17 protein-coding genes and 2 tRNA genes are annotated in these 23293 nt (G+C 57.2%); 15 read left to right on the forward strand and 4 right to left on the reverse strand.

Going from position 1 to position 23293, the window contains the following annotated elements; translation table 11 throughout:
- Nucleotides 1-166 precede the first annotated feature (166 nt).
- The 6 genes from IAE50_RS01035 to IAE50_RS01060 all read left to right on the forward strand — a co-directional run bounded on the left by IAE50_RS01035 (nucleotide 167) and on the right by IAE50_RS01060 (nucleotide 6944).
- The gene (locus IAE50_RS01035; protein WP_023481662.1) at nucleotides 167-1150 is read left to right on the forward strand and encodes an autoinducer 2 ABC transporter substrate-binding protein; all 984 of its coding nucleotides are present in this window, start codon (nucleotides 167-169) and stop codon (nucleotides 1148-1150) included.
- Between the two features lie 107 nt (nucleotides 1151-1257).
- Nucleotides 1258-2757: a sugar ABC transporter ATP-binding protein gene (locus IAE50_RS01040; protein WP_042713500.1), complete on the forward strand. Its 1500-nt coding sequence runs from the start codon at nucleotides 1258-1260 to the stop codon at nucleotides 2755-2757.
- Nucleotides 2750-3736 carry an ABC transporter permease gene (locus IAE50_RS01045; protein WP_023481635.1) on the forward strand — a complete coding sequence of 329 codons (987 nt, stop codon included), beginning with the start codon at nucleotides 2750-2752 and terminating at the stop codon, nucleotides 3734-3736. Before IAE50_RS01040 ends, IAE50_RS01045 begins: the two co-directional genes overlap by 8 nt.
- Nucleotide 3737: 1 nt before the next feature.
- A complete protein-coding gene (locus tag IAE50_RS01050; protein WP_023481569.1) occupies nucleotides 3738-4691 on the forward strand; it encodes an ABC transporter permease in 954 nt (317 codons plus the stop codon).
- 16 nt (nucleotides 4692-4707) lie between these two features.
- Nucleotides 4708-6345, forward strand: a complete 1638-nt coding sequence (locus tag IAE50_RS01055) for an FGGY-family carbohydrate kinase (protein ID WP_200579333.1) — start codon at nucleotides 4708-4710, stop codon at nucleotides 6343-6345.
- Nucleotides 6346-6395: 50 nt separating this feature from the next.
- Complete coding sequence (locus IAE50_RS01060; protein ID WP_375286297.1) at nucleotides 6396-6944, forward strand: SIS domain-containing protein; 549 nt, start codon at nucleotides 6396-6398, stop codon at nucleotides 6942-6944.
- Nucleotides 6945-7082: 138 nt separating this feature from the next.
- Here IAE50_RS01060 and putA read toward each other — a convergent pair whose 3' ends face one another.
- Nucleotides 7083-11045, reverse strand: coding sequence for a trifunctional transcriptional regulator/proline dehydrogenase/L-glutamate gamma-semialdehyde dehydrogenase (gene putA / locus IAE50_RS01065; protein ID WP_200579335.1), 3963 nt, complete (start codon nucleotides 11043-11045; stop codon nucleotides 7083-7085).
- 418 nt (nucleotides 11046-11463) lie between these two features.
- Here putA and putP point away from each other — a divergent pair, with 418 nt between their 5' ends.
- Nucleotides 11464-12972: a sodium/proline symporter PutP gene (gene putP / locus IAE50_RS01070; protein WP_094420265.1), complete on the forward strand. Its 1509-nt coding sequence runs from the start codon at nucleotides 11464-11466 to the stop codon at nucleotides 12970-12972.
- Between the two features lie 99 nt (nucleotides 12973-13071).
- Nucleotides 13072-13500 carry a DUF3574 domain-containing protein gene (locus IAE50_RS01075; RefSeq protein WP_042713518.1) on the forward strand — a complete coding sequence of 143 codons (429 nt, stop codon included), beginning with the start codon at nucleotides 13072-13074 and terminating at the stop codon, nucleotides 13498-13500.
- A gap of 39 nt (nucleotides 13501-13539) precedes the next feature.
- On the opposite strand, the gene IAE50_RS01080 is transcribed toward IAE50_RS01075, so the two are convergent.
- Complete coding sequence (locus IAE50_RS01080; protein ID WP_200579336.1) at nucleotides 13540-14724, reverse strand: NupC/NupG family nucleoside CNT transporter; 1185 nt, start codon at nucleotides 14722-14724, stop codon at nucleotides 13540-13542.
- A 281-nt stretch (nucleotides 14725-15005) separates the two neighbouring features.
- On the opposite strand from IAE50_RS01080, the gene efeU reads away from it, so the two are divergent.
- From efeU to phoH, 4 genes are all read left to right on the forward strand, one after another.
- Nucleotides 15006-15839: an iron uptake transporter permease EfeU gene (efeU, locus tag IAE50_RS01085; protein WP_042713521.1), complete on the forward strand. Its 834-nt coding sequence runs from the start codon at nucleotides 15006-15008 to the stop codon at nucleotides 15837-15839.
- Between the two features lie 49 nt (nucleotides 15840-15888).
- On the forward strand, nucleotides 15889-17016 hold the full coding sequence (efeO, locus tag IAE50_RS01090; RefSeq protein WP_200579337.1) for an iron uptake system protein EfeO: 1128 nt from the start codon (nucleotides 15889-15891) through the stop codon (nucleotides 17014-17016).
- A gap of 2 nt (nucleotides 17017-17018) precedes the next feature.
- Nucleotides 17019-18302: an iron uptake transporter deferrochelatase/peroxidase subunit gene (efeB, locus tag IAE50_RS01095; RefSeq protein ID WP_200579338.1), complete on the forward strand. Its 1284-nt coding sequence runs from the start codon at nucleotides 17019-17021 to the stop codon at nucleotides 18300-18302.
- Nucleotides 18303-18836: 534 nt separating this feature from the next.
- The gene (gene phoH / locus IAE50_RS01100) at nucleotides 18837-19625 is read left to right on the forward strand and encodes a phosphate starvation-inducible protein PhoH (protein ID WP_023481530.1); all 789 of its coding nucleotides are present in this window, start codon (nucleotides 18837-18839) and stop codon (nucleotides 19623-19625) included.
- A gap of 314 nt (nucleotides 19626-19939) precedes the next feature.
- On the opposite strand, the gene IAE50_RS01105 is transcribed toward phoH, so the two are convergent.
- Both IAE50_RS01105 and IAE50_RS01110 read right to left on the reverse strand, forming a co-directional pair.
- Nucleotides 19940-20027, reverse strand: a tRNA-Ser gene (locus IAE50_RS01105).
- A 562-nt stretch (nucleotides 20028-20589) separates the two neighbouring features.
- A tRNA-Ser gene (locus IAE50_RS01110) sits at nucleotides 20590-20677 on the reverse strand.
- A gap of 237 nt (nucleotides 20678-20914) precedes the next feature.
- On the opposite strand from IAE50_RS01110, the gene ghrA reads away from it, so the two are divergent.
- The 3 genes from ghrA to IAE50_RS01125 all read left to right on the forward strand — a co-directional run bounded on the left by ghrA (nucleotide 20915) and on the right by IAE50_RS01125 (nucleotide 23253).
- On the forward strand, nucleotides 20915-21853 hold the full coding sequence (gene ghrA / locus IAE50_RS01115; protein WP_200579339.1) for a glyoxylate/hydroxypyruvate reductase GhrA: 939 nt from the start codon (nucleotides 20915-20917) through the stop codon (nucleotides 21851-21853).
- 82 nt (nucleotides 21854-21935) lie between these two features.
- The gene (locus tag IAE50_RS01120; RefSeq protein ID WP_200579340.1) at nucleotides 21936-22673 is read left to right on the forward strand and encodes a phosphatase; all 738 of its coding nucleotides are present in this window, start codon (nucleotides 21936-21938) and stop codon (nucleotides 22671-22673) included.
- A 19-nt stretch (nucleotides 22674-22692) separates the two neighbouring features.
- Complete coding sequence (locus tag IAE50_RS01125; RefSeq protein WP_200135523.1) at nucleotides 22693-23253, forward strand: molecular chaperone; 561 nt, start codon at nucleotides 22693-22695, stop codon at nucleotides 23251-23253.
- The last annotated feature ends 40 nt before the right edge of the window (nucleotides 23254-23293 follow it).

Raw genomic sequence — 23293 nt, forward strand, 5'->3', positions numbered from 1 at the left:
GCGTAATCGTGAGTAGATATTTCTTCTTTTAACTTTAATTTAACTAATTATTTTCTTTAAATTAACATTTTTGGGCATGCATCACATTTATCGCATTTTCGCTGTTTTACCTCTTCCCTTCATTGTTAATCTCTCTCCGCGACTTTCCCTTAAGAAAGGTACAACCATGAAATTCAAACTCGCCCTGATTAGCGCAGCGATGATTTCTGCCAGCATGCTCTCGGGGCAGGCTTTTGCCGCTCAGAAGTATGAGATTGCCGTTGTAGCCAAAGTAACCGGGATCCCGTGGTTTAACCGCATGGAGACCGGCGTCAACGAAGCGGCAAAAAAACTGGATGTTAATGCTTACCAGACCGGGCCTTCCACACCCGATCCGGCGCAGCAGGTGAAAGTGATCGAAGATCTAATCGCGAAAAACGTTAACGCCATTATCGTGGTGCCAAACGACGCGAAGGTGCTGGAGCCGGTGCTGAAAAAAGCGCGCGACAAAGGCATTGTAGTACTGACTCATGAATCCCCGGACCAGCAGATCGGGCAGTGGGATATTGAAACCATCGACAGCGAAAAATATGCGCAGGCTAACGTCGATGAGCTGGCAAAAGATATGGGCGGTAAGGGCGGTTACGCCATTTACGTCGGCTCGCTGACCGTGCCGCTGCACAACGCCTGGGCTGATTACGCCATCAAATACCAGAAAGAGAAGTACCCGGATATGTTTGAAGTCACCTCGCGTTTGCCGGTGGCAGAGAGCATTGATAAATCCTATGCCACCACCCTTGACCTGATGAAAACCTACCCGGATCTGAAAGGGGTAATTGGTTTCGGATCGCTTGGGCCTATTGGCGCAGGGCAGGCCGTTCAGAAGAAACGCGCGAAAGATAAACTGGCGGTTGTTGGCATCGCGATGCCAGCGCAGGCTGCACCTTATCTGATGCGCGGCGACATCAAAAAAGCACTGCTGTGGGACCCGCGTGATGCCGGTTACGCACTGGTGACCGTCGCCGACCAGCTGCTACAAGGAAAAGAAGTGACGTCCGATCTCTCCATCGAGGGGCTGGGCAAAGCCGATGTTGATATGAATAAGAAAGTGATCCGCTTTAATAAGATCCTCGAAGTGACAAAAGAAAACGCTAAAACACTCGGTTTCTGAGCCTCACAGGCCACACCAGGGAACCGGAACGCCGGCCTTTCAGGCCGGCTCTTCCGCCGCAGATTTCATCCTCGCGTCCTTCACGGGCGCTGGCAGAGGTATTGTCGATGACCGACCCCACCGCATTTATCACTCTTGAGAATATCAGCAAGCAATTCCCGGGCGTGCTGGCGCTGGATAAGGTGAATTTAACCCTCAAAAAAGGCGAAGTTCACTGCCTGGCAGGGCAAAACGGCTGCGGGAAAAGCACCATTATCAAAGTGATTTCCGGCGTCTATCACCCGGAAAAAGGCGGCAGCATTGAGCTGGATGGCAAGCTCTTTCATCAGCTGTCGCCGCAGCTCTCCGCCCATTACGGCATTCAGGTGATCTATCAGGATCTCTCGTTATTCCCCAATTTCAGCGTGGCGGAAAATATCGCCCTCCATCGCTATCTGCCCGGTGGCGACATCTGGGTGCGCCGCGGCGCGATGCGCAAACAGGCGCTGGCCGCGATGGCACGCATTGGCGTGCGCCTCGACCCGGATAAAAAGGTCGAAAAACTCTCCATCGCCGACCGCCAGCTGGTGGCGATCTGCCGCGCGATTGCCGCCGAAGCCCGGCTGGTGATCATGGATGAGCCGACCGCATCGTTAACCCGTCAGGAAGTGAATGGGCTGCTGCGCGTAGTCAATGAACTGAAAGCCGCCGGTATCTGCGTCGTGTTTGTCAGCCACCGCCTCGATGAGGTGATGGAAGTAGCGGATCGCATCAGCGTGATGCGCGACGGCAAGCTGGTCGGCACCTGGCCCGCCAGCGAGCTCGATAGCCACGAACTGGCCTATCTGATGACCGGGCAGCGTTTCCACTACAGCCCGCTGCCGGAAAAACCACCGGTCGACCAGCCACCGATGCTGGAGCTGCGTCACTTAAGCCGTAAAGGAAAATACCGCGATATCAATCTGTCGTTGCGCAGCGGCGAGATCGTCTCGATTGTCGGGCTGCTGGGCTCCGGGCGCACCGAACTCTGCATGAGCCTGTTTGGCATGACCCGGCCTGAAGATGGCGAGATCCGCATCAATGATAAGCCGGTAAAAATGCGCAATAACCACGACGCCATTCGCCACGGCATCGGCTATGTCTCGGAAGATCGCTTAACCCAGGGGCTGATTATGGAGCAGTCGATCTATGACAACACCATTGTCACCGTCTTCGACAAGCTCCACACCCGCAGCGGCTTGCTCGATCACGCCAAAGCCGGGCAGCTGGTAAAGGATCTTATCGGTAACCTGAATATCAAAGTCTCCGACCCGCAGCTGCCGGTGAAAACTCTCTCCGGCGGCAATGCCCAGCGTATTGCTATCGCGAAATGGGTCGCCACGCAGCCGCGGATCCTGATCCTCGACTCGCCAACGGTTGGTGTTGATATTGCTAACAAAGAGGGCATCTATCAGATCGCCCGCCAGCTGGCAGAGCAGGGAATGGCCGTATTGATGATTTGTGATGAAATCCCGGAAGCCTATTACAACAGCCACCGCGTGCTGGTGATGCGCCGGGGTGAACTGGTAGCGGAGTTCAATCCGCACCGCTGTAGCGAAGAGGAGATCGCGGAGGTGGTCAATGCGTAACTCGCTCGCCCGCTTGATTGGGCAACATGAGTTCTGGCTTGGCGTGCTGGTGGTTGCGCTGGCGGTCGGTCTGACGATCCGTACCGATGAGTTTTTCACCCTCGGCAATTTAACGGATGTCGCGACCAGTTATGCGATCCTTGGCATTCTGGCCTGCGGGCTGTTTGTGGTGCTGATCTCTGGCGGTATCGACATCTCCTTCCCGGCGATGACGGCGATTGCGCAATATGCGATGGCCAGTTGGGTTATTGCCCACGGCGGCAACTTTGTGCTCGCACTGGCGTTAGCGATGGCGGTTGGCTTGCTGCTCGGCTTGATCAACGGCTTCCTCGTCTACTGGCTGCGCGTACCGGCCATCATTATCACCATTGCCACCCTGAACCTCTTTTACGGCCTGCTGGTCTACGCCACCAAGGGCACCTGGCTGTATGGCTTCCCGGACTGGTTTATGAACGGCATTAGCTGGTTCACCTTTACCGGCGCGGATGGCTATGACTACGGCTTAACCCTGCCGCTTATCTGCCTTGGCGCGACGATTATTTTTACCGCCGTGCTGATGAACTACACCCGTCTGGGACGACAGATCTACGCCATGGGCGGCAACCGCGATGCGGCGTCGCGTCTTGGGCTGAACCTGCTGAAGCTGCACTTCTATGTCTACGGCTATATGGGCATTCTGGCGGGCGTTGCGGCGGTGGTGCAGGCGCAGATCACCCAGTCGGTAGCACCCAATTCACTGTTTGGTTATGAGCTGACGGTGCTGGCGGCAGTGGTGCTGGGCGGGACCAGCATGTCCGGCGGGCGCGGCACCTTAATTGGTACGCTGCTGGGGGTGATTCTGCTCGCCTTCCTGCAGAACGGCTTAACGCTGCTTGGCGTCTCCTCTTACTGGCACACGGTCTTTAGCGGCGCGATCATTCTGGTCAGTATCAGCGCCACCGCGTGGCATGAAAAACGCAAACTCGCAAGGGAGCTATAAGATGAAATCCATCGTCCGAATTCTGCCCGGTGATGCCATCATCCGATTGCAGTGCGTGATTATTGTCGTCGTCGCGCTGATCTTCTCTTTCCTGCTCGGCGGGCGCTTTTTCAGCGTCGCTAACTTCCAGTCTATCGGATCGCAGTTGCCGATCCTCGGCATGCTGGCGCTCGGCATGGGGATAACCATGCTCACCGGCGGTATCAACCTGTCGATCATTGCCGGAGCCAACGCCTGTTCACTGGTGATGGCGGCGGTGATTGTGATGCACCCGGATAATCCGCTCTTTCTGGCATTAGCCCTGTTTGCCGGGCTGCTGACGGCGGTGGCGATTGGCGTGCTGAACGGCACCCTGGTCGCCTGGGTAGGCGTCTCGCCGATCCTCGCTACCCTCGGCACCATGACGCTTATCTCCGGGCTCAATATCCTGCTCTCTAACGGCACGGTGATCTCCGGCTTCCCGGCGGCAATCCAGTACCTCGGGAATGCCACGATTGTTGGTATTCCGGTGGCACTGCTGCTCTTTTTAGTGGTGGCCTTATTGCTGTGGGTGCTGCTGGAGCACACCACGCTCGGGCGCAGCCTCTACCTGGTGGGCTCCAACGAGCAGGCAACGCGCTACAGCGGTGTCAACACCGTGCGTGTGCAGATTGCGGTGTATGTCATCTCCGCGCTGCTCGGCTGGGTTGCCGCCATTCTGATGATGGCGAAATTTAACTCCGCGAAAGCGGGGTATGGCGAATCCTATCTTCTGGTAACCATTCTGGCCTCGGTGCTCGGCGGCATTAACCCGGACGGCGGCTTTGGTCGCGTGCTCGGGCTGGTGCTGGCGCTGGTGGTGCTGCAGATGCTGGAAAGTGGCTTTAATTTATTAGGAATCAGCAGCTATCTGACGATGGCGCTCTGGGGCGCAGTGCTGATCCTCTTTATCGCATTACAGAATCGTAAAGCCTGATTTCGGGAGAAAAAAAATGGCGAGCTACTTTATTGGTGTGGATGTAGGGACCGGCAGCGCCCGCGCGGGCATCTTTGACCTGACGGGCCGGATGGTCAGCCAGGCCAGCAGGAGCATTGAGATCTATCGCCCGCAGGCCGATTTCGTCGAGCAATCCTCCGACAACATCTGGCAGGCGGTCTGTAACGCCGTGCGCGATGCCATCAATCAGGCCGATATCAACCCGATTCAGGTCAAAGGGCTGGGCTTCGACGCCACCTGTTCGCTGGTGGTGCTGGATAAACAGGGCAACCCGCTGACCATCAGCCCCTCCGGGCGCAGCGAACAGAACATTATCGTGTGGATGGATCACCGCGCCATTGCGCAGGCGGATCGCATCAACGCCACCCATCACCGGGTGCTGGATTATGTTGGCGGCATTATCTCCCCGGAGATGCAGACGCCAAAACTGCTGTGGCTAAAACAGCACATGCCGAACACCTGGGCGAACGCGGGCTTCTTCTTCGATCTGCCCGATTTTCTCACCTGGCGCGCCACTGGTGATGATACCCGTTCGCTCTGCTCGACGGTGTGTAAATGGACCTATATGGGCCATGAAGATAAGTGGGATACCAGCTACTTCCGCCAGATTGGCCTTGAAGATCTGCTCGAACATGATGCGGAGAAAATTGGTCGCTACGTGAAAACGATGGGTGAACCGCTTGGGCGCGGGCTGTCGCAGCGCGCTGCTACCGAGATGGGGCTGATGCCGGGCACGGCGGTCAGCGTATCGATTATCGACGCTCACGCCGGTACGCTGGGCACGCTTGGTGCCAGCGGTCCGTCGGGTGAGATGGCGGATTTTGACCGCCGCGTTGCGCTGATTGGCGGCACCTCCACCGGGCATATGGCGATTTCACCGCAGGCGCGCTTTATCGGCGGCGTCTGGGGGCCTTACTACTCAGCGGTGTTGCCGGGCTACTGGCTGAACGAGGGCGGGCAGTCGGCAACCGGGGCGCTGATCGACCACGTCATTCAGTCTCACCCCTGTTACGACACGCTGCTCGCGCAGGCTAAAACCCAGGGGCAGACCATTTATGAAGTGCTCAATGCGCTGCTGCGTAAAATGGCGGGCGAGCCGGAGAATATCGCCTTTCTGACCCGCGATATTCATATCCTGCCGTACTTCCACGGCAACCGCTCGCCGCGTGCTAACCCGACGCTGACCGGCGTGATTAGCGGGCTGAAACTGTCGCGCACGCCGGAAGATATGGCGATGCACTATCTGGCGACCATTCAGGCTATCGCCCTCGGTACGCGGCATATTATCGAAACCATGAATCAAAGCGGTTACAGCATTGATACGGTAATGGCGAGCGGCGGCGGCACCAAAAACCCAATCTTTGTGCAGGAGCACGCCAATGCCACCGGCTGCGCGATGCTGCTGCCGGAGGAGAGCGAAGCGATGCTGCTCGGCGGGGCGATGATGGGCACCATTGCGGCCGGTGTGTTTGACAGCTTCCCGGAAGCGATGTCGGCGATGAGCCGCATTGGTAAAACCGTGACGCCGCAGACCAACCGTATCAAGCTCTATTACGACCGCAAATACACCGTCTTCCATGAGATGTACGCGGATCACATGAAGTACCGCGCGTTGATGCAGGAGGAGGCATGAGCGAAAGCTGGCAGCAGGCGTGCGATGCCTGGCGCATCTACAGCGAAGAGATGACCGCGCTGAGCCGCCATCTTGATCCCGCGACCTGGGCGGCGTTGATGGCTGAACTGCGCGGCTGCAAGGGAAAGGTTGTGGTTACCGGTGTGGGCACCTCCGGCATTGCGGCGCGTAAAATCGCCCATATGCTGGCCTGCGTTGAGCGCCCGGCTATCTATCTGAACGCCACCGATGCCGCGCACGGCGATCTCGGTTTTGTCGGGCCAGACGATCTGGTGATTATGCTCTCGCGCGGCGGCAACTCGGAGGAGTTAACGCGACTGTTGCCGGGCCTGGCGATGAAAGATACGCCGATCCTCTGCGTGACGGAAAACCCCTCCTCGGCGATAGCGCTCGCATCAAGGCTGGTGATCTCCACCGGCGTGCAGCGCGAGATCGATCCGCTCAATATGTTGGCCACCACCTCCATTGTGCTGGTGCTGGCGATTTTTGATGCCGCCTGCGCCTGCCTGATGAGCGAAAGCGGGTATTCGAAAGAGACATTGCTCGCCGTGCACCCCGGCGGTGATGTCGGTTTAACGCTACGAAAAAAAGCGCCGTAAGGCGCTTTTTTATTACAACGATTCTGTCATTCCTGACGCTCTGCCGGATGGCGGCTGATGCCTTATCCGGCCTACAAATGCGGTTCAAATCCACACCGTAGGCCCGATAAGCGCAGCGCCATCGGGCATTTCACCGACTTAACCAATCGTCATCAGGCTGGCGTTGCCACCGGCCGCTGCGGTGTTAACGCTGAGCGAGCGCTCCAGCCACAGGCGTTCGAGCAGGATATTGGTTTCACCCCGCGCAAAGCCCTGAACGGAGACGATCGCGCCATCGCGTGCTGCAACGCTTTCGCACAGATGCACCAGCTGATCGGAGTCGCCGTGGAAGATCACCGCGTCAAACGGCTGCGCCATCAGGCTTTCCGCTTTGGCGAATGTGATCCGCTGGCTGACGGTTTCCGGCAGTTGCTTAGCCAGATCGCGATGCAGCGTGTCATCCTGCCACAGCGCCTGGCTTCCGGAGGCCAGCACGGCGGCAAGCTGCACCAGCGCATCCTGCTCGTTATCGGCCACGCACAATACGCGATCGCGCGGTGCCAGCGTCCAGCTGTTGCGCTCTCCGGTTGGGCCAGGCAGCAGGCGCTGCGTACCCGCCTGCGCCAGTTCGCTAAACTGCTCGCACACCTTGTGTAATTCCGGGCGCTGCGTGGCGGCCCATGCGGTCAGCGCTGCCAGCGGCTGAGTCAGCACGGTTTTTACCTGCGCATCCAGCGGGCGCTCGGCGTCATGACGGTTAAGCGTTTTCAGCACCGCATTCTCCGGGCGGCTGCTCAGCAGGCGATAGAGATAGAGCGGCCCACCGGCTTTTGGCCCGGTGCCCGACAACCCTTCGCCGCCAAATGGCTGCACGCCAACCACTGCGCCGACCATGTTACGGTTCACGTAGAGGTTACCCACGTGAGCATTGCCGGTGACCTGAGCGATGGTTTCATCAATACGCGTGTGAACACCCAGCGTCAGACCGTAGCCGGAGGCATTAATCTGCTCCAGCAGCTGATCGAGCTGATTACGTGAATAACGCACCACGTGCAGCACCGGGCCGAAGATCTCTTTTTTCAGCTCGTCGAAGCTTTCCAGTTCAATCAGCGTTGGCGGCACAAACGTGCCGGTGCGCCACTCGCGGGCATCTTCGCTATTTTCACGCACTGCCTGGTAGACGGTGCGGCCTTTCGCCTGCATCGCCTGAATATGTTTTTCGATATTGGCTTTGGCTTCGACATCAATCACCGGCCCAATATCGGTGGAGAGGCGTCCCGGATTACCCATCCGGCACTCGGCCATCGCGCCGCGCAGCATGGTTAGCGTATGGTCAGCAATATCCTCCTGCAGGCAGAGCACGCGCAGCGCCGAGCAGCGCTGGCCGGCGCTATCAAACGCCGAGGCGACCACATCAATCACCACCTGTTCCGTCAGCGCCGAGGAGTCGACAATCATCGCGTTCATACCGCCTGTTTCGGCGATAAGCGGCGTCGGGCGACCCTGGGCATCCAGGCGGGTAGCGATGTTGCGTTGCAGGAGCGTGGCGACATCGGTCGAGCCGGTAAACATCACCCCACGCACGCGGGCATCGCCGGTCAACTGTGCGCCCACCGTCTCACCGCGGCCTGGCAACAATTGCAGCACGCCTGCCGGTACGCCCGCTTCAAGCAGGATCTTCACACCCTGAGCGGCAATCAGCGGGGTTTGCTCCGCCGGTTTTGCCAGCACGCTGTTACCGGCCGCCAGCGCGGCGGCAATCTGCCCGGTAAAGATCGCCAGCGGGAAGTTCCACGGGCTGATACAGACCACCGGCCCAAGCGGGCGATGGGTCTCATTATCGAAATCGCTGCTGACCTGGCCTGCGTAGTAGTGCAGGAAATCGACCGCTTCACGCACTTCCGCAATCGCGTTGCTGAAGGTTTTGCCCGCTTCGCGCACCAGAATACCAATCAGCGTCTGCAGGTTGTCTTCCATCAGCACCGCGGCGCGCTGCAGGATGGCACCGCGCTCCTGCGGAGGCGTAGCAAACCAGATTGGCGCATGGTTCACCGCGTTCTCCAGCGCCTGGTTCACCTGCGCTTCACTCGCTTCCACCACATAACCGACAACATCTTTCGGCTCTGCCGGGTTGATCACCGCAATCGCTTCGCCCTCCATTACCGCCTCTTCGAGCATCGGATGGGCATACCACTTCTGCGCCGCGCTGTTGAGCAGGGCAGAGGAGAGGGAGGCCAGACGGTGTTCGTTCGCCAGATCGAGACCAGCCGAGTTGATGCGGCCTTCGCCATAGAGCGCGCGTGGCAGGGCGATTTTCGGATGCGGCAGGCCAACCTGGCCCTCCTGGGCGGCGAGTTTTTCCACTTCCGTAACCGGGTCGGCGACCAGCGCATCGAGCGGCAGGGTGTTATCCGCAATGCGGTTAACAAACGAGGTGTTAGCACCGTTTTCCAGCAGACGGCGCACCAGGTAGGCCAGCAGGGTTTCATGGGTGCCGACCGGGGCATAAATACGGCACGGACGGTTGAGCTTGCCATCGGCGACTTTACCGACCACCTGCTCATAGAGCGGCTCACCCATGCCGTGCAGGCACTGGAACTCATACTGGCCGGGATAGTAGTTCTGCCCGGCCAGCTGGTAGATCGCCGCCAGCGTGTGGGCGTTATGGGTCGCGAACTGCGGATAGATCAGGTTCGGCACCGCCAGCAGTTTTTTCGCGCAGGCAAGATAGGAAACATCGGTGTAGACCTTGCGGGTATAGACCGGATAGCCCTCAAGGCCTTCCATCTGCGCACGTTTAATTTCGCTGTCCCAGTAGGCGCCTTTCACCAGGCGAATCATCAGGCGGCGACGGCTGCGGGTTGCCAGTTCAATCAGGTAATCAATCACAAACGGGCAGCGCTTCTGATAAGCCTGAATTACAAAGCCGATGCCGTTCCAGCCCGCCAGCTCTGGCTCGAAGCAGAGTTTTTCCAGCAGGTCGAGGGAGATCTCCAGCCGGTCGGCCTCTTCAGCATCGATATTGATACCGATATCGTACTGACGCGCCAGCAGGGTTAAGGATTTCAGACGTGGATAGAGTTCGTCCATCACGCGGTCGTACTGCGCGCGGCTGTAGCGCGGATGCAGGGCGGAGAGCTTGATGGAGATGCCCGGCCCTTCATAGATGCCGCGTCCGTTCGAGGCTTTACCAATGGCGTGGATCGCCTGCTGGTAAGAGACCATATAGGCCTGCGCATCGGCGGCGGTCAGCGCCGCTTCGCCGAGCATATCGTAGGAGTAACGGAACCCTTTCTCTTCCAGCTTACGGGCGTTGGCCAGCGCTTCAGCGATAGTCTCGCCGGTAACAAACTGCTCGCCCATCAGCCGCATCGCCATATCGACCCCTTTACGGATCAGCGGCTCGCCGCTCTTGCCGATAATGCGGTTCAGCGAACTGGAGAGATTAGCTTCGTTATGGGTAGAGACCAGGCGGCCGGTAAACAGCAGCCCCCAGGTGGCAGCGTTCACAAACAGTGAGGCGCTGCGGCCAATATGGGACTGCCAGTTACCGTTACTGATTTTGTCGCGGATCAGCGCATCGCGCGTCGCTTTATCAGGAATACGCAGCAGCGCTTCGGCGAGGCACATCAGCGCTACGCCCTCCTGCGAGGAGAGGGAGAACTCCTGCAGCAGGCTCTGCACCATGCCCGCGCGGCCGGTCGCTGTTTTTTGATTACGCAATTTTTCTGCCAGCTGGTAGGCCAGCTTATGGGCACTCTCGGCCACCGGCTGCGGCAGACGCGCCTGCTCAAGCAGCATCGGCACGGCATCGGTTTCCGACCAACGCCAGGCGCTGGTGATCGCCGCGCGGGAGACCGACTGCGGCAGGATCTGCTCGGCAAAATCGAGGAACGGCTGCGGGCTTTCGTCAATTACCGCGCTGGTCTCCTCTTCCTGCACGCTATGCGCCTGGGCGCCAGCAAGCTCAGGTAATCCTTCGCTGCTCTCCAGCTTTTCGAGGAAATTAAAAATCGCTTGTTTAATTAACCAGTGCGGCGTGCGGTCAATAGTCGCTGCGGCAGCTTTAATCCTTTCGCGCGTGGCGTCGTCAAGCTTAACCCCCATGGTGGTGGTGCCCATGCGTTGCTCCTGTTTATATGGTTTTTTGCACATTAGGCTGAAATATCCACCATGTTGCAACTTTGTGCAACCTTGTTAATTGTGAGCTGGCTGGCAAGGTGAGAAATGAATGAATTGTTAATTAACTAAACAGGTAACAGGAACGATGTAATCTGCTGCAAAGCCAGGATTTATGCGGTTGCTAACACTTTTCAAAGGTGCAACCTTTAAAAATGTGATGGAGTGCAACCTATAACAAAATCCTATTCCCCGAGGCATATCTTCGATGTAAATGGTGTGTTAAATCAATTGTGAATAACGGAGGGTTCCGGCAGGATACGGGCGCTTCTAATAATACATACGCACCGTCGCTACGTTCCGGCGATGGATAAAAGCGGCAAATAGACATTTGTCGACGAAGATCCTGGAGACTATTTTGATGGCAATAAGCACACCGATGATGGTGACCTTTCTTATTTATATCTTTGGCATGATCCTGATCGGTTTTATTGCCTGGCGATCAACAAAAAACTTTGATGACTATATTCTCGGCGGTCGAAGTCTCGGCCCATTAGTGACGGCGTTATCGGCCGGTGCCTCTGATATGAGCGGCTGGCTGCTGATGGGGCTGCCGGGAGCGATCTTTATCTCCGGCATCTCTGAAAGCTGGATTGCGATTGGCCTCACAGTTGGTGCCTGGGTCAACTGGAAGCTGGTGGCGGGGCGCCTGCGCGTTCATACCGAAGCGAACAATAACGCCCTGACGCTGCCGGATTACTTCACCGGGCGGTTTGAAGATAACAGCCGTCTGCTGCGCATTATCTCGGCGGTGGTAATTCTGGTCTTCTTCACCATCTACTGTGCTTCCGGCATTGTGGCGGGTGCGCGTCTGTTCGAAAGCACCTTCGGCATGAGCTACGAAACGGCGCTGTGGGCCGGTGCGGCGGCAACGATTATTTATACCTTTATCGGCGGTTTCCTTGCGATTAGCTGGACCGACACCGTGCAGGCCAGCCTGATGATCTTCGCCCTGATCCTTACTCCGGTGATTGTGATTATCTCCGTCGGTGGTTTTGGCGATTCGCTGGAAGTGATCAAGCAGAAGAGCATTGAAAACGTCGATATGCTCAAAGGCCTCAACTTTGTCGCCATCGTCTCGTTGATGGGCTGGGGGCTGGGCTACTTCGGCCAGCCACATATTCTGGCGCGCTTTATGGCGGCCGATTCCCACCACACCATTGTGCATGCACGTCGCATCAGCATGACCTGGATGATCCTCTGCCTTGCGGGCGCGGTAGCGGTCGGTTTCTTCGGCATCGCCTACTTTGATACCAATCCGTCGCTGGCGGGCGCGGTAAACCAGAACGCCGAGCGCGTCTTTATCGAACTGGCGCAGCTGCTGTTTAACCCATGGATTGCCGGGATCCTGCTCTCTGCAATCCTCGCGGCGGTGATGTCGACCCTGAGCTGCCAGCTGCTGGTCTGCTCCAGCGCGATTACGGAAGATTTCTACAAAGCATTCCTGCGTAAAGACGCCAGCCAGAAAGAGCTGGTGTGGGTTGGCCGTGCGATGGTGCTGGTGGTCGCGCTGGTGGCGATTGCGCTGGCGGCAAACCCGGAAAACCGCGTGCTTGGCCTGGTAAGCTATGCGTGGGCCGGGTTCGGTGCGGCGTTTGGCCCGGTGGTGCTGCTCTCGGTGATGTGGTCACGCATGACGCGTAACGGCGCGCTGGCGGGGATGATTATCGGCGCGGTCACCGTTATCGTCTGGAAACACTTCGGCTGGCTGGGCCTGTATGAAATCATCCCTGGCTTCATCTTCGGCAGCCTCGGGATTGTGGTCTTCAGCCTGATCGGTAAAGCGCCGTCTGCCGCCATGCAGCAGCGTTTCGCCGAGGCGGATGCCCACTACCACTCTGCGCCGCCGGTTCGCGCGCAGGCGAAGTAAATATTGCTATTAATAAAACCCGCTGCGGCGGGTTTTTTTGTTGCCAAATCATAAGGATTGCGTTGATATCTTCCAACAACAAACCGTGAGGGCAGGGGAATGAAAACAATAAAAGTGGCTATGGCATTGATGGTGGCAGGTCTGCTGGCGGGCTGTAATGCACCGGCGCAAAAGCCGCAACCAATGGCGCAACAGTGCGCACCGGCGGATCGCATGCAGCAAACGACGCTCTATTTCGGCCTTAATCGCCCGGCAGGTAAAGCGATTACCGCCGAGGAGTGGCAGCAGTTTGTCGATGGCGACGTGACGCCGCGTTTTCGTGAGGGGTTAACGGTGTTTGATGCGCGCGGCCAGTGGCTTGGCAACAATGGCAAAGTGGCGCGGGAGCCGAGTAAAGCGCTGATGCTGATCCACGCTGTGGATGCGCAAAGCGATAAAAAGATTGATGAGCTGCGCGGAGTCTATAAATCACGTTTCGCCCAGGAGTCGGTGATGCGCGTCGATCAGCCGGTCTGCGTACAGTTCTGACACACTCCCTCTCCCGCAACGGGAGAGGGAAATCACACCTTAGAGCACTACCCCGGCAAACGCTGCGGAGAGCAGGCTCACCAGCGTCGCGCCATACACCAGACGCAGGCCGAAACGCGAAACCGCATTACCCTGCTGCTCATTCAGCCCCTTGATGGCACCCGCGACGATGCCGATGGAGGCAAAGTTAGCGAAAGAGACCAGGAAGACCGAAAGAATGCCCAGCCCGCGCGGGCTCATCTGCGCCGCGACCTTTTGCAGTTCAATCATCGCCACAAACTCATTCGCCACCAGCTTGGTTGCCATAATGCTGCCAGCCGGGAGCGCATCACTTAGCGGGATGCCAATCAGCCACGCCAGCGGATAGAAGACGTAGCCAAGCAGCTGCTGGAAGCTGATGCCAAACAGCGCTGAGAAGAGGGCGTTAACGGCACTGATCAGCGCAATAAAGCCAATCAGCATCGCCAGAATAATCATCGCCACTTTAAAACCGGCAAGGATGTATTCACCGAGCATTTCGAAGAAGCTTTGCGATTCATGCAGCTTCTCCAGCTTGATCTCCGCTTCCTCCTGCCCGCGCGACGGGTTGATCACCGACAGGATGATAAAGGTGCTGAACATATTGAGCAGCAGCGCCGCGACCACATATTTCGCATCGAGCATCGTCATATAGGCACCGACAATCGACAGCGATACCGTCGACATTGCCGTCGCCGCCATGGTGAACATCCGGCGCGAAGAGAGATCCGCCAGAATGCCTTTATAAGCAATAAAGTTCTCCGACTGGCCGAGGATCAGCGAACTGACGGCGTTGAAGGACTCCAGCTTACCCATGCCGTTAAGCTTCGAGAGCAGTGTCCCAATCAGGCGAATAAAGATCGGCAGAATACGCCAGTGCTGCAAAATGCCAATCAGCGCCGAGATAAAGACGATAGGGCAGAGGACGCCGAGGAAGATAAACGCCAGCCCTTTTTCGCTCATGCCGCCAAAGACAAAACCGGTTCCTTCGGCGGCGAATTTCAGCAGCACTTCAAAGAAGCCAGAGACATATTTAATCATCGTTAACCCGCTCTGGGCATGTAAAAAGAACCAGGCCAGCGCCAGTTCGATCACAATCAGTTGCAGGATGAAACGAAACGGAATGCGCTTGCGGTCAAAACTCACCAGCCAGGCCAGCGCGAGGATCACCACCAGCGCCAGCAGAAAATGTAAAAAATTGAGCATAGTTGGGTGTAGCCAGGTAAACGAAACGGGCGTTTATTTAGCCACAGGCGTGAGGGACGGTAAACAGAAAGATAATGCTTCGTCAGCTAACTTTTTTCTGCTTTTCAACGGCTTCTGCATAAGGTTATGGGGAGAGTCGTTAGCCTGCTGGCTGGTTACATCCGGTTATCATTCTCAACATATTTTTCGCTTGAGTTTCTTCTTGGCGTAATGATAATCACTATCAATGCAATTTACCTTTCTTTGCAACCATTGACGGTGCATAACACAAAGGCGGTTCTATGTTTGTCCCATTCCTTATTATGTTGCGTGAAGGCCTGGAAGCGGCGCTGATTGTAAGCCTGATCGCCAGTTATCTGAAACGCACCCAACGCGGACGCTGGATCAGCGTGATGTGGATCGGCGTGTTTCTCGCCGCCGCGCTCTGTCTGGGCCTTGGTATCGCCATTAATGAAACCACCGGCGAGTTCCCGCAAAGAGAGCAGGAGCTGTTTGAGGGAATTGTCGCGGCGATCGCGGTAGTGATCCTCACCTGGATGGTGTTCTGGATGCGCCGCGTGTCGCGCAACGTCAAAGTGCAGCTGGAGCAGGCCGTCGATACCGCGCTGGCGCGCAGCAATAACCACGGCTGGGCGCTGATCCTGATGGTCTTCTTCGCCGTCGCCCGTGAAGGGCTGGAGTCGGTCTTCTTCCTGCTGGCGGCGTTTCAACAAGATGTCGGCATCTGGCCGCCGCTCGGTGCCGTGCTTGGCCTTGCCACCGCCGTGGTGCTCGGTTTTCTGCTTTACTGGGGCGGCGTGCGCCTCAATCTCGGCGCGTTTTTCAAATGGACCAGCCTGTTTATTCTTTTCGTTGCCGCCGGGCTTGCCGCGGGCGCGATCCGCGCTTTCCACGAAGCGGGCTTGTGGAACCACTTCCAGGATGTGGCCTTTGATTTAAGTAACGTGCTGACCACCCATTCGCTGACCGGCACGCTGCTGGAGGGCATTTTTGGTTACCAGGAGACGCCAAGCGTCAGCGAAGTGGCAGTCTATTTCCTCTATTTGATCCCGGCGCTGGTGCTGTTTGTCATGCCGCCGCGCGCCGGTGCGCAGCCCTCCCGCGCTGCGCCGTAAGCCTCTATAACGATTCTTAGTTACAACACACTTATTAAAGGGAAGGGTCATGGCAATTCTTTTTCGACGTAGCGCAGTACAACTCGGGGTCGCCGCGCTGATGGCGTGCGCGTTCGGGGCACAGGCAGCGGATGTGCCGCAGGTTAAAGTGACGGTGACGGATAAGCAGTGCGAACCGATGAACCTGACGGTCAACGCCGGCAAAACGCAGTTTGTAATCCTCAACCACAGCCAGAAAGCGCTGGAGTGGGAGATCCTTAAAGGCGTGATGGTAGTTGAAGAGCGCGAAAACATCGCGCCGGGCTTCAGCCAGAAGCTTACCGCCAACCTGCAGCCGGGCGAATATGAGATGACCTGCGGCCTGTTAACCAACCCGAAAGGGAAATTAGTGGTCAAAGGTGAAGCGACGGCTGACGCGGCGAAAGGCGATGCCCTGCTGAGCCTTGGCGAAGCGATCACCGGCTATAAAGCCTATGTCGTTGGCGAAACCGCGCAGCTGGTCTCCGGCACCAAAGCCTTTACCGATGCGGTGAAAGCGGGCGATATCGAAAAAGCGAAAGCGCTCTACGCGCCGACGCGCCAGCACTACGAGCGCATTGAGCCGATTGCTGAGCTCTTCTCCGATCTTGATGGCAGCATTGACGCCCGTGAAGATGATTACGAGCAGAAGGCCGCCGACCCGAAATTCACCGGTTTCCACCGCCTTGAGAAGGCGCTGTTTGGCGACAACAGCGTCAAAGGCATGGCGAGCTATGCCGATAAGCTCAATCACGATGTGCTTGAACTGCAAACCCGCATCAATGAGCTGGCTTTCCCGCCGTCAAAAGTAGTGGGCGGCGCAGCCGGGCTGATTGAAGAGGTGGCAGCGAGCAAAATCAGTGGCGAAGAGGATCGTTACAGCCATACCGACCTGTGGGATTTCCAGGCCAATATCGAAGGCGCACAGAAGATTGTCGATCTGTTGCGTCCGCAGCTGCAAAAAGAGAACAGCGCGCTGCTTGCAAAAGTGGATGCCAACTTCAAGAAAGTGAATACCATTTTAGCGAAGTACCGCACCAAAACGGGCTTTGAGACCTATGACAAGCTGACCGATGCCGATCGTAATGCGCTGAAGGGGCCAATCACTACCCTGGCGGAAGATCTGGCGCAGCTGCGCGGCGTACTTGGACTGGATTAATAATGAAGCAGCATGATGAAAACGACGTCAGCGAACCTTCGCGGCGTCGGTTGTTAAAAGGGATGGGCGCGCTGGGTGGCGCGCTTGCTCTCGCCGGCGGTTGTCCGGTCGCCCATGCGGCAAAACCGCAAAGTGCGCCGGGAACATTGTCGCCCGATTCACGTATGGAAAAGCAGCCGTTTTACGGCGATCACCAGGCAGGCATCTTAACGCCGCAGCAGGCCTCGATGATGCTGGTGGCGTTTGATGTGCTGGCGGCGGATAAAGCCGATCTTATCCGCCTGTTTCGCCTGCTCACCGATCGTATTGCCTTCCTGACGGCGGGCGGCCCGGCGCCACAGACACCAAACCCGCGTCTGCCGCCGATGGATTCCGGTATTCTCGGGCCTTTTATCGCGCCGGATAACCTGACGATGACGGTCTCTGTCGGGTCTGCGCTGTTTGATGAACGCTTCGGTCTCTCGGCGCAGAAACCGAAGAAGCTGCAGAAGATGATGCGTTTCCCTAACGACTCGCTCGATGCCGCGCTTTGTCATGGCGATCTGCTACTGCAAATCTGCGCGAATACGCAGGACACGGTGATCCACGCCTTGCGCGATGTGATCAAGCACACGCCGGATCTGCTCAGCGTGCGCTGGAAGCGGGAAGGGTTTATCTCCGACCATGCCGCGCGCAGCCGCGGGAAAGAGACGCCGGTAAACCTGCTCGGCTTTAAAGATGGCACCGCGAACCCCGACAGCAGCAATGCGCCGCTGATGGATGAGATTGTCTGGGTGACCGGCGTTCAGGGCGAGCCAGCATGGGCGGTAGGCGGCAGCTATCAGGCGGTGCGCATTATCCAGTTCCACGTTGAGTTCTGGGATCGCACGCCGCTGAAAGAGCAGCAGACCATTTTCGGGCGCGATAAACAGAGCGGCGCGCCGCTCGGCATGCAGCATGAGCACGATGTGCCCGATTACGCCAGCGATCCCGAGGGCAAGGTTATCGCCCTCGACAGCCATATCCGCCTGGCGAACCCGCGGACGAAAGAGACGCAGGCGAACCTGATGATGCGCCGGGGCTACAGCTACTCCCTCGGCGTCACCAACGCTGGCCAGCTCGATATGGGCCTGCTGTTTGTCTGTTACCAGCACGATCTGGAAAAAGGCTTCCTGACCGTGCAAAAAAGGCTTAATGGCGAAGCGCTGGAGGAGTATATCCGGCCGATTGGCGGCGGTTTCTTCTTCGCGTTACCCGGCGTGAAGTCAACCCAGGGCTATCTTGCCCAGTCTCTTCTCGAAGCGTGAAGATCCTATCCTGCCCGTCCGGGCAGGATATTCTGTTATCTGTAGCAATTTGACATACTTTTTCTGCCATCCACGCATAATTTTAATGTATTAGAAAGTATCTGTTATATTTCTGTAATATTCATCGAAGAGACTCTGTGAAACGACGCAGGGTGTGTGGCTGTTAATGTTTGGTAAAAACATTGTTGCATTGATGCTACGCTTTAGATGAGCAGTTCATTTGGTTATCCCTGCGGTGATGAAGTCTTCTGGAGATCGCGGATGGTAAAGTGCTGTAGTGGACAGACAAAACGACCTCGCAAAACCCGGCCCGGGGAGCACACCTCCGGCAACGACTTTTTCACCCCTGATTTCTCCTCCTCCTGTTTTTTAACTCCTTCTGACGATGTGGCAGACGGTTTTGCTGTTCGTTGCGCCATGTCATTTTTAAAGGCAAGCCATGGCTTACAAGGAAGCCAACCCTCAGACGTTTGTGCGCATAATCGCGTCGATTTCGATGCGTGTGATGTAAACCAACAACTCAAGGTGCTATCCATGGGAAGACAGAAAGCAGTGATCAAAGCTCGTCGTGAAGCGAAACGCGTGCTGAGACGTGATTCACGTAGCCATAAACAGCGTGAAGAAGAGTCGGTCACCTCGCTTGTGCAGATGAGTGGTGTAGAAGCAATTGGCATGGCGCGGGATTGCCGTGATAACTCTCCGATTGCTGCCCGCAATGAGGCTCAGGCGCATTATTTACATGCGATTGAGACTAAGCAGTTGATTTTCGCCACTGGCGAAGCGGGTTGTGGGAAAACGTGGATTAGCGCGGCGAAAGCTGCAGAGGCTCTGATCCATAAGGATGTGGAGCGGATTATCGTGACCCGGCCGGTCCTGCAAGCTGATGAAGATCTCGGCTTCTTACCCGGCGATATCTCGGAGAAGTTCGCACCCTATTTCCGGCCCGTCTACGACGTGCTGTTGAAACGTCTTGGTGCGTCCTTTATGCAATACTGCCTGCGCCCGGAAATAGGCAAGGTAGAGATCGCGCCGTTCGCCTATATGCGCGGACGTACGTTTGAAAATGCGGTGGTCATTCTTGACGAGGCCCAGAACGTCACCGCTGCGCAAATGAAGATGTTTTTGACGCGCCTCGGGGAAAACGTGACCGTGATTGTCAACGGCGATATCACCCAGTGCGATCTGCCCTCCGGTGTTAAATCGGGGCTGAGCGATGCGCTGGCACGTTTTGAAGAGGACGAGATGATTGGTGTGGTGCGCTTTAATAAAGACGACTGCGTACGCTCCGCCCTCTGCCAGCGCACGTTGAAAGCCTACGATTAAGCGGTGCGCAAATTACAGTTAGCGTTAAAACCCGGGAAACCGGGTTTTATTTTTTGTGGGGCAGGGAAGTTGGCCGAGACGCGTAGGCCTGATAAGGCGTAGCCGCCATCAGGCACTGGCTCCGCTGCCGACGCGTGCACCGGGGGGGATTGACTCGCTTCGCTCGCCCTGCGGGCAGCCCACTCGCTGTGCTCGTGGTCTGTCCAACGGGTTTCACCCGTTGTCGAACCCCGGTCGGGGGTTCTCATCCCCCTCGCGCGGAGGTACATGCGAAAAAAAAGCCCGCATTTTCATGCGAGCTCTTCTTCAAATAATGGCGGTGAGGGGGGGATTCGAACCCCCGATACGTTGCCGTATACACACTTTCCAGGCGTGCTCCTTCAGCCACTCGGACACCTCACCACGTTGTATTGTCACCCGCCATACAGGAGGGCAACGGGGCGCTACTATAGGGAGTTGCGCTGAAGCGGTCAAGCAGATTTTCAGCCGTGATGATTGTTCGCTTAAGGTGTGAGCAACGGCGTGGATTGGTGGCAGAAATGCCGAAATTTGCAGGGATAAAAATGCCGGATGGCGCTCACGCTTATCCGGCCTACGGAGCAGAGCAGGTTTGATGGTTGAGAAGGCACAATCACGTAGGCCTGATAAGGCGCAGCCGCCATCAGGCATTTAGACATGGCACGGTGTTGGCATTTTGAAATGTTTGGTGATGCAAGGGGGAGATCTGCGCGTAGGCCTGATAAGGCGCAGCCGCCATCAGGCACTGGCTCCGCTGCCGACGCGTGCACCGGGGGGGATTGACTCGCTTTGCTCGCCCTTCGGGCAGCCCACTCGCTGCGCTCATGGTCTGTCCAACGGGCTGTCGCCCGTTGTCGAACCCCGGTCGGGGATTCTCATCCCCCCTGGCGCGGAGGTACATGCGAAAAAAAAGCCCGCATTTTCATGCGAGCTCTTCTTTGAATAATGGCGGTGAGGGGGGGATTCGAACCCCCGATACGTTGCCGTATACACACTTTCCAGGCGTGCTCCTTCAGCCACTCGGACACCTCACCACATTGTTGTCCCGATGTCGTCGGGACGGGCGCTAATGTAGGGAAAACCCGTAACCGCGTCAATCTTCTTTTGCAATAAAGTAGTGCGTTTAGACAAACTTCAAACAACCTGCTTCTAAAACGTTCTGAAAACGCTTTTTTTCTCGCCCTGGCACTTAACACGCGCGCTGGGGAGGATATTTGTTATGCTTATCAGCCGCATAAAAATGCCTCACCCACAACAAGACCGGAGCGCCGATGGAGATCCTCTTTTATCACCCCTCATTTGATAACGCCTTTTGGGTGAATGCCCTGCGCGAAGCACTGCCGCATGCCAATATCCGTGTCTGGACGCCGGGCGATAATGGCCCCGCTGATTACGCGCTGGTCTGGCATCCGCCCGTGGAGATGCTTGCAGGACGGAAGCTGAAGGCGGTGTTTGCCCTCGGCGCAGGCGTCGATGCGATCCTCGGGCAACTTAAGGCGCATCCGCAGATGCTCGACGCCTCGGTGCCGCTGTTTCGCCTTGAAGACACCGGCATGGCGCAACAGATGCAGGAGTACGCCGTAAGCCAGGTGCTGCACTGGTTCCGCCGTTTCGATGATTACCATGCGCAAAAAGGCGAGGCGAAGTGGCAACCCCTTGAGGAGTATGCACTCAAGGATTTTACCGTCGGCATTCTTGGTGCCGGCGTGCTGGGTGCAAAAGTTGCCGAAGCGCTCCTGACATGGGGATTCCCGCTGCGTTGCTGGAGCCGCAGCCGAAAAGATCTGCCGGGCGTCACCAGTTTTGCCGGTGCACAAGAGCTTGGGGATTTTCTGCATGGCACACGCGTTTTAATCAACCTGCTGCCTAATACGCCGGAGACCGCAGGCATCATCAATCACTCCTTGCTCGCGCAGCTGGAAGAGGGGGGTTATCTGCTTAACCTCGCGCGCGGCGTGCATCTTGTGGAAGCGGATCTTTTGCAGGCGCTTGAGAGCGGCAAGGTGAAGGGCGCGATGCTGGATGTATTTCGTGAAGAGCCGCTGCCTGCGAATAACCCGCTGTGGGCGCACCCGCGCGTCGCCATTACGCCGCATATTGCCGCTGTGACCCGTCCCGATGAAGCGATTGATTATATCTGCCACACCCTTCGCCAGCTTGAGCGCGGCGAGGCGGTAAGCGGTCGCGTTGACCGGGCGCGGGGGTATTGAGACAGGCCCGGTCGTGCCGGGTTTTCATTAAACTGCATAACAATAGCTGCTATTCTTGCGCAATTGACTACAGGAGTGAGCCATGTACCCCGTTGACCTGCATATGCACACCGTCGCCAGCACCCACGCTTACAGCACGCTGCATGACTATATTGCCGAAGCGAAACGCAAAGGCATCAAGCTCTTCGCCATTACCGATCATGGCCCTGACATGGCCGATGCCCCTCACCACTGGCACTTTATCAATATGCGTATCTGGCCGCGGCTGGTCGACGGCGTCGGCATTCTGCGCAGTATCGAAGCCAATATTAAAAACCGCGCGGGCGAAATCGACTGCACCGGGCCGATGGTTGATGCGCTCGATCTGATCGTGGCCGGTTTTCATGAGCCGGTGTTCCCGCCGCAGGATAAAGCCAGCCATACCGAGGCGATGATCGCCACCATTGCCAGCGGTAATGTGCATATCATTAGCCACCCTGGTAACCCCAAGTTTGAGATTGATATTCCGGCGGTAGCCGCCGCGGCCGCGAAGTATGATGTGGCGCTGGAGATTAACAACTCCTCCTTTATCCATTCGCGCAAGGGCAGCGAAGCGAACTGCCGCGCCATTGCCGCTGCCGTGCGTGACGCGGGCGGCTGGGTGGCGCTCGGTTCCGACTCGCACACCGCCTTTACGCTGGGCGACTTCACGGAGTGCCGCAAAGTGCTGGATGAAGTCGGCTTCCCGGAGGATCGCATCCTCAACGTATCACCGCGCCGCATGCTCAGTTTCCTTGAGTCACGCGGTATGGCGCCGATTGATGAATTTGCTGAACTTTAATACTGACTGGAACAACTGAATGAACGAATTTTCTATTCTCTGCCGCGTGTTGGGCTCGCTCTTTTACCGCCAGCCGCAGGATCCGCTGCTGGTGCCGCTCTACACGATGATCCGCGAAGGAAAGCTGGCAGAGAGCTGGCCGCTTGAGCAGGATGCGCTGCTGGAGCGTCTGCAAAAAAGCTGCGATGCCCAGACGCTGGCCGCCGATTACAACGCGCTGTTTGTCGGCGATGAGTGTCGCGTCTCGCCGCTGCGCAGTGCATGGGTTGAAGGGGCGAGCGAAGCGGAGGTGCGCGAGTTTTTATCCAGCCGCGGTATGCCGCTGAGCGCCGCGCCGGCCGATCATATAGGTACGCTCCTGCTGGCCGCTTCATGGCTCGAAGATCACTCTGCGGAAGATGAGAGCGAAGCGCTGGAAACCCTCTTTGCGGAGTACCTGCTGCCGTGGTGCGGCACCTTCTTTGGCAAAGTGGAAGCCCACGCTACGACGCCGTTCTGGCGCACGCTGGCTGAACTCTCCCGCGATGCGATTGCCGCTATGTGGGAAGAGCTTCAGGAAGAGTCAGAGAATGAAGAGTGATTTGAGTCACAAATAATTTGCAACGATGAGTTCGTTGTTT

The organism is Kosakonia sp. S42 (assembly GCF_016624785.1).
Classification (GTDB): Bacteria; Pseudomonadota; Gammaproteobacteria; order Enterobacterales; family Enterobacteriaceae; genus Kosakonia; species Kosakonia cowanii.

Excerpts from the sequence above, each read along its gene's own strand:
- IAE50_RS01055 (WP_200579333.1), top strand. The coding sequence starts at position 4,708 with ATGGCGAGCTACTTTATTGGTGTGGATGTAGGGACCGGCAGCGCCCGC.
- IAE50_RS01120 (WP_200579340.1), top strand. The coding sequence starts at position 21,936 with ATGTACCCCGTTGACCTGCATATGCACACCGTCGCCAGCACCCACGCT.
- IAE50_RS01045 (WP_023481635.1), top strand. The coding sequence starts at position 2,750 with ATGCGTAACTCGCTCGCCCGCTTGATTGGGCAACATGAGTTCTGGCTT.
- IAE50_RS01125 (WP_200135523.1), top strand. The coding sequence starts at position 22,693 with ATGAACGAATTTTCTATTCTCTGCCGCGTGTTGGGCTCGCTCTTTTAC.
- ghrA (WP_200579339.1), top strand. The coding sequence starts at position 20,915 with ATGGAGATCCTCTTTTATCACCCCTCATTTGATAACGCCTTTTGGGTG.
- putA (WP_200579335.1), bottom strand. The coding sequence starts at position 11,045 with ATGGGCACCACCACCATGGGGGTTAAGCTTGACGACGCCACGCGCGAA.
- IAE50_RS01040 (WP_042713500.1), top strand. The coding sequence starts at position 1,258 with ATGACCGACCCCACCGCATTTATCACTCTTGAGAATATCAGCAAGCAA.
- IAE50_RS01075 (WP_042713518.1), top strand. The coding sequence starts at position 13,072 with ATGAAAACAATAAAAGTGGCTATGGCATTGATGGTGGCAGGTCTGCTG.
- IAE50_RS01060 (WP_375286297.1), top strand. The coding sequence starts at position 6,396 with ATGACCGCGCTGAGCCGCCATCTTGATCCCGCGACCTGGGCGGCGTTG.
- IAE50_RS01080 (WP_200579336.1), bottom strand. The coding sequence starts at position 14,724 with ATGCTCAATTTTTTACATTTTCTGCTGGCGCTGGTGGTGATCCTCGCG.
- putP (WP_094420265.1), top strand. The coding sequence starts at position 11,464 with ATGGCAATAAGCACACCGATGATGGTGACCTTTCTTATTTATATCTTT.
- efeB (WP_200579338.1), top strand. The coding sequence starts at position 17,019 with ATGAAGCAGCATGATGAAAACGACGTCAGCGAACCTTCGCGGCGTCGG.
- efeU (WP_042713521.1), top strand. The coding sequence starts at position 15,006 with ATGTTTGTCCCATTCCTTATTATGTTGCGTGAAGGCCTGGAAGCGGCG.
- phoH (WP_023481530.1), top strand. The coding sequence starts at position 18,837 with ATGGGAAGACAGAAAGCAGTGATCAAAGCTCGTCGTGAAGCGAAACGC.
- IAE50_RS01035 (WP_023481662.1), top strand. The coding sequence starts at position 167 with ATGAAATTCAAACTCGCCCTGATTAGCGCAGCGATGATTTCTGCCAGC.
- efeO (WP_200579337.1), top strand. The coding sequence starts at position 15,889 with ATGGCAATTCTTTTTCGACGTAGCGCAGTACAACTCGGGGTCGCCGCG.
- IAE50_RS01050 (WP_023481569.1), top strand. The coding sequence starts at position 3,738 with ATGAAATCCATCGTCCGAATTCTGCCCGGTGATGCCATCATCCGATTG.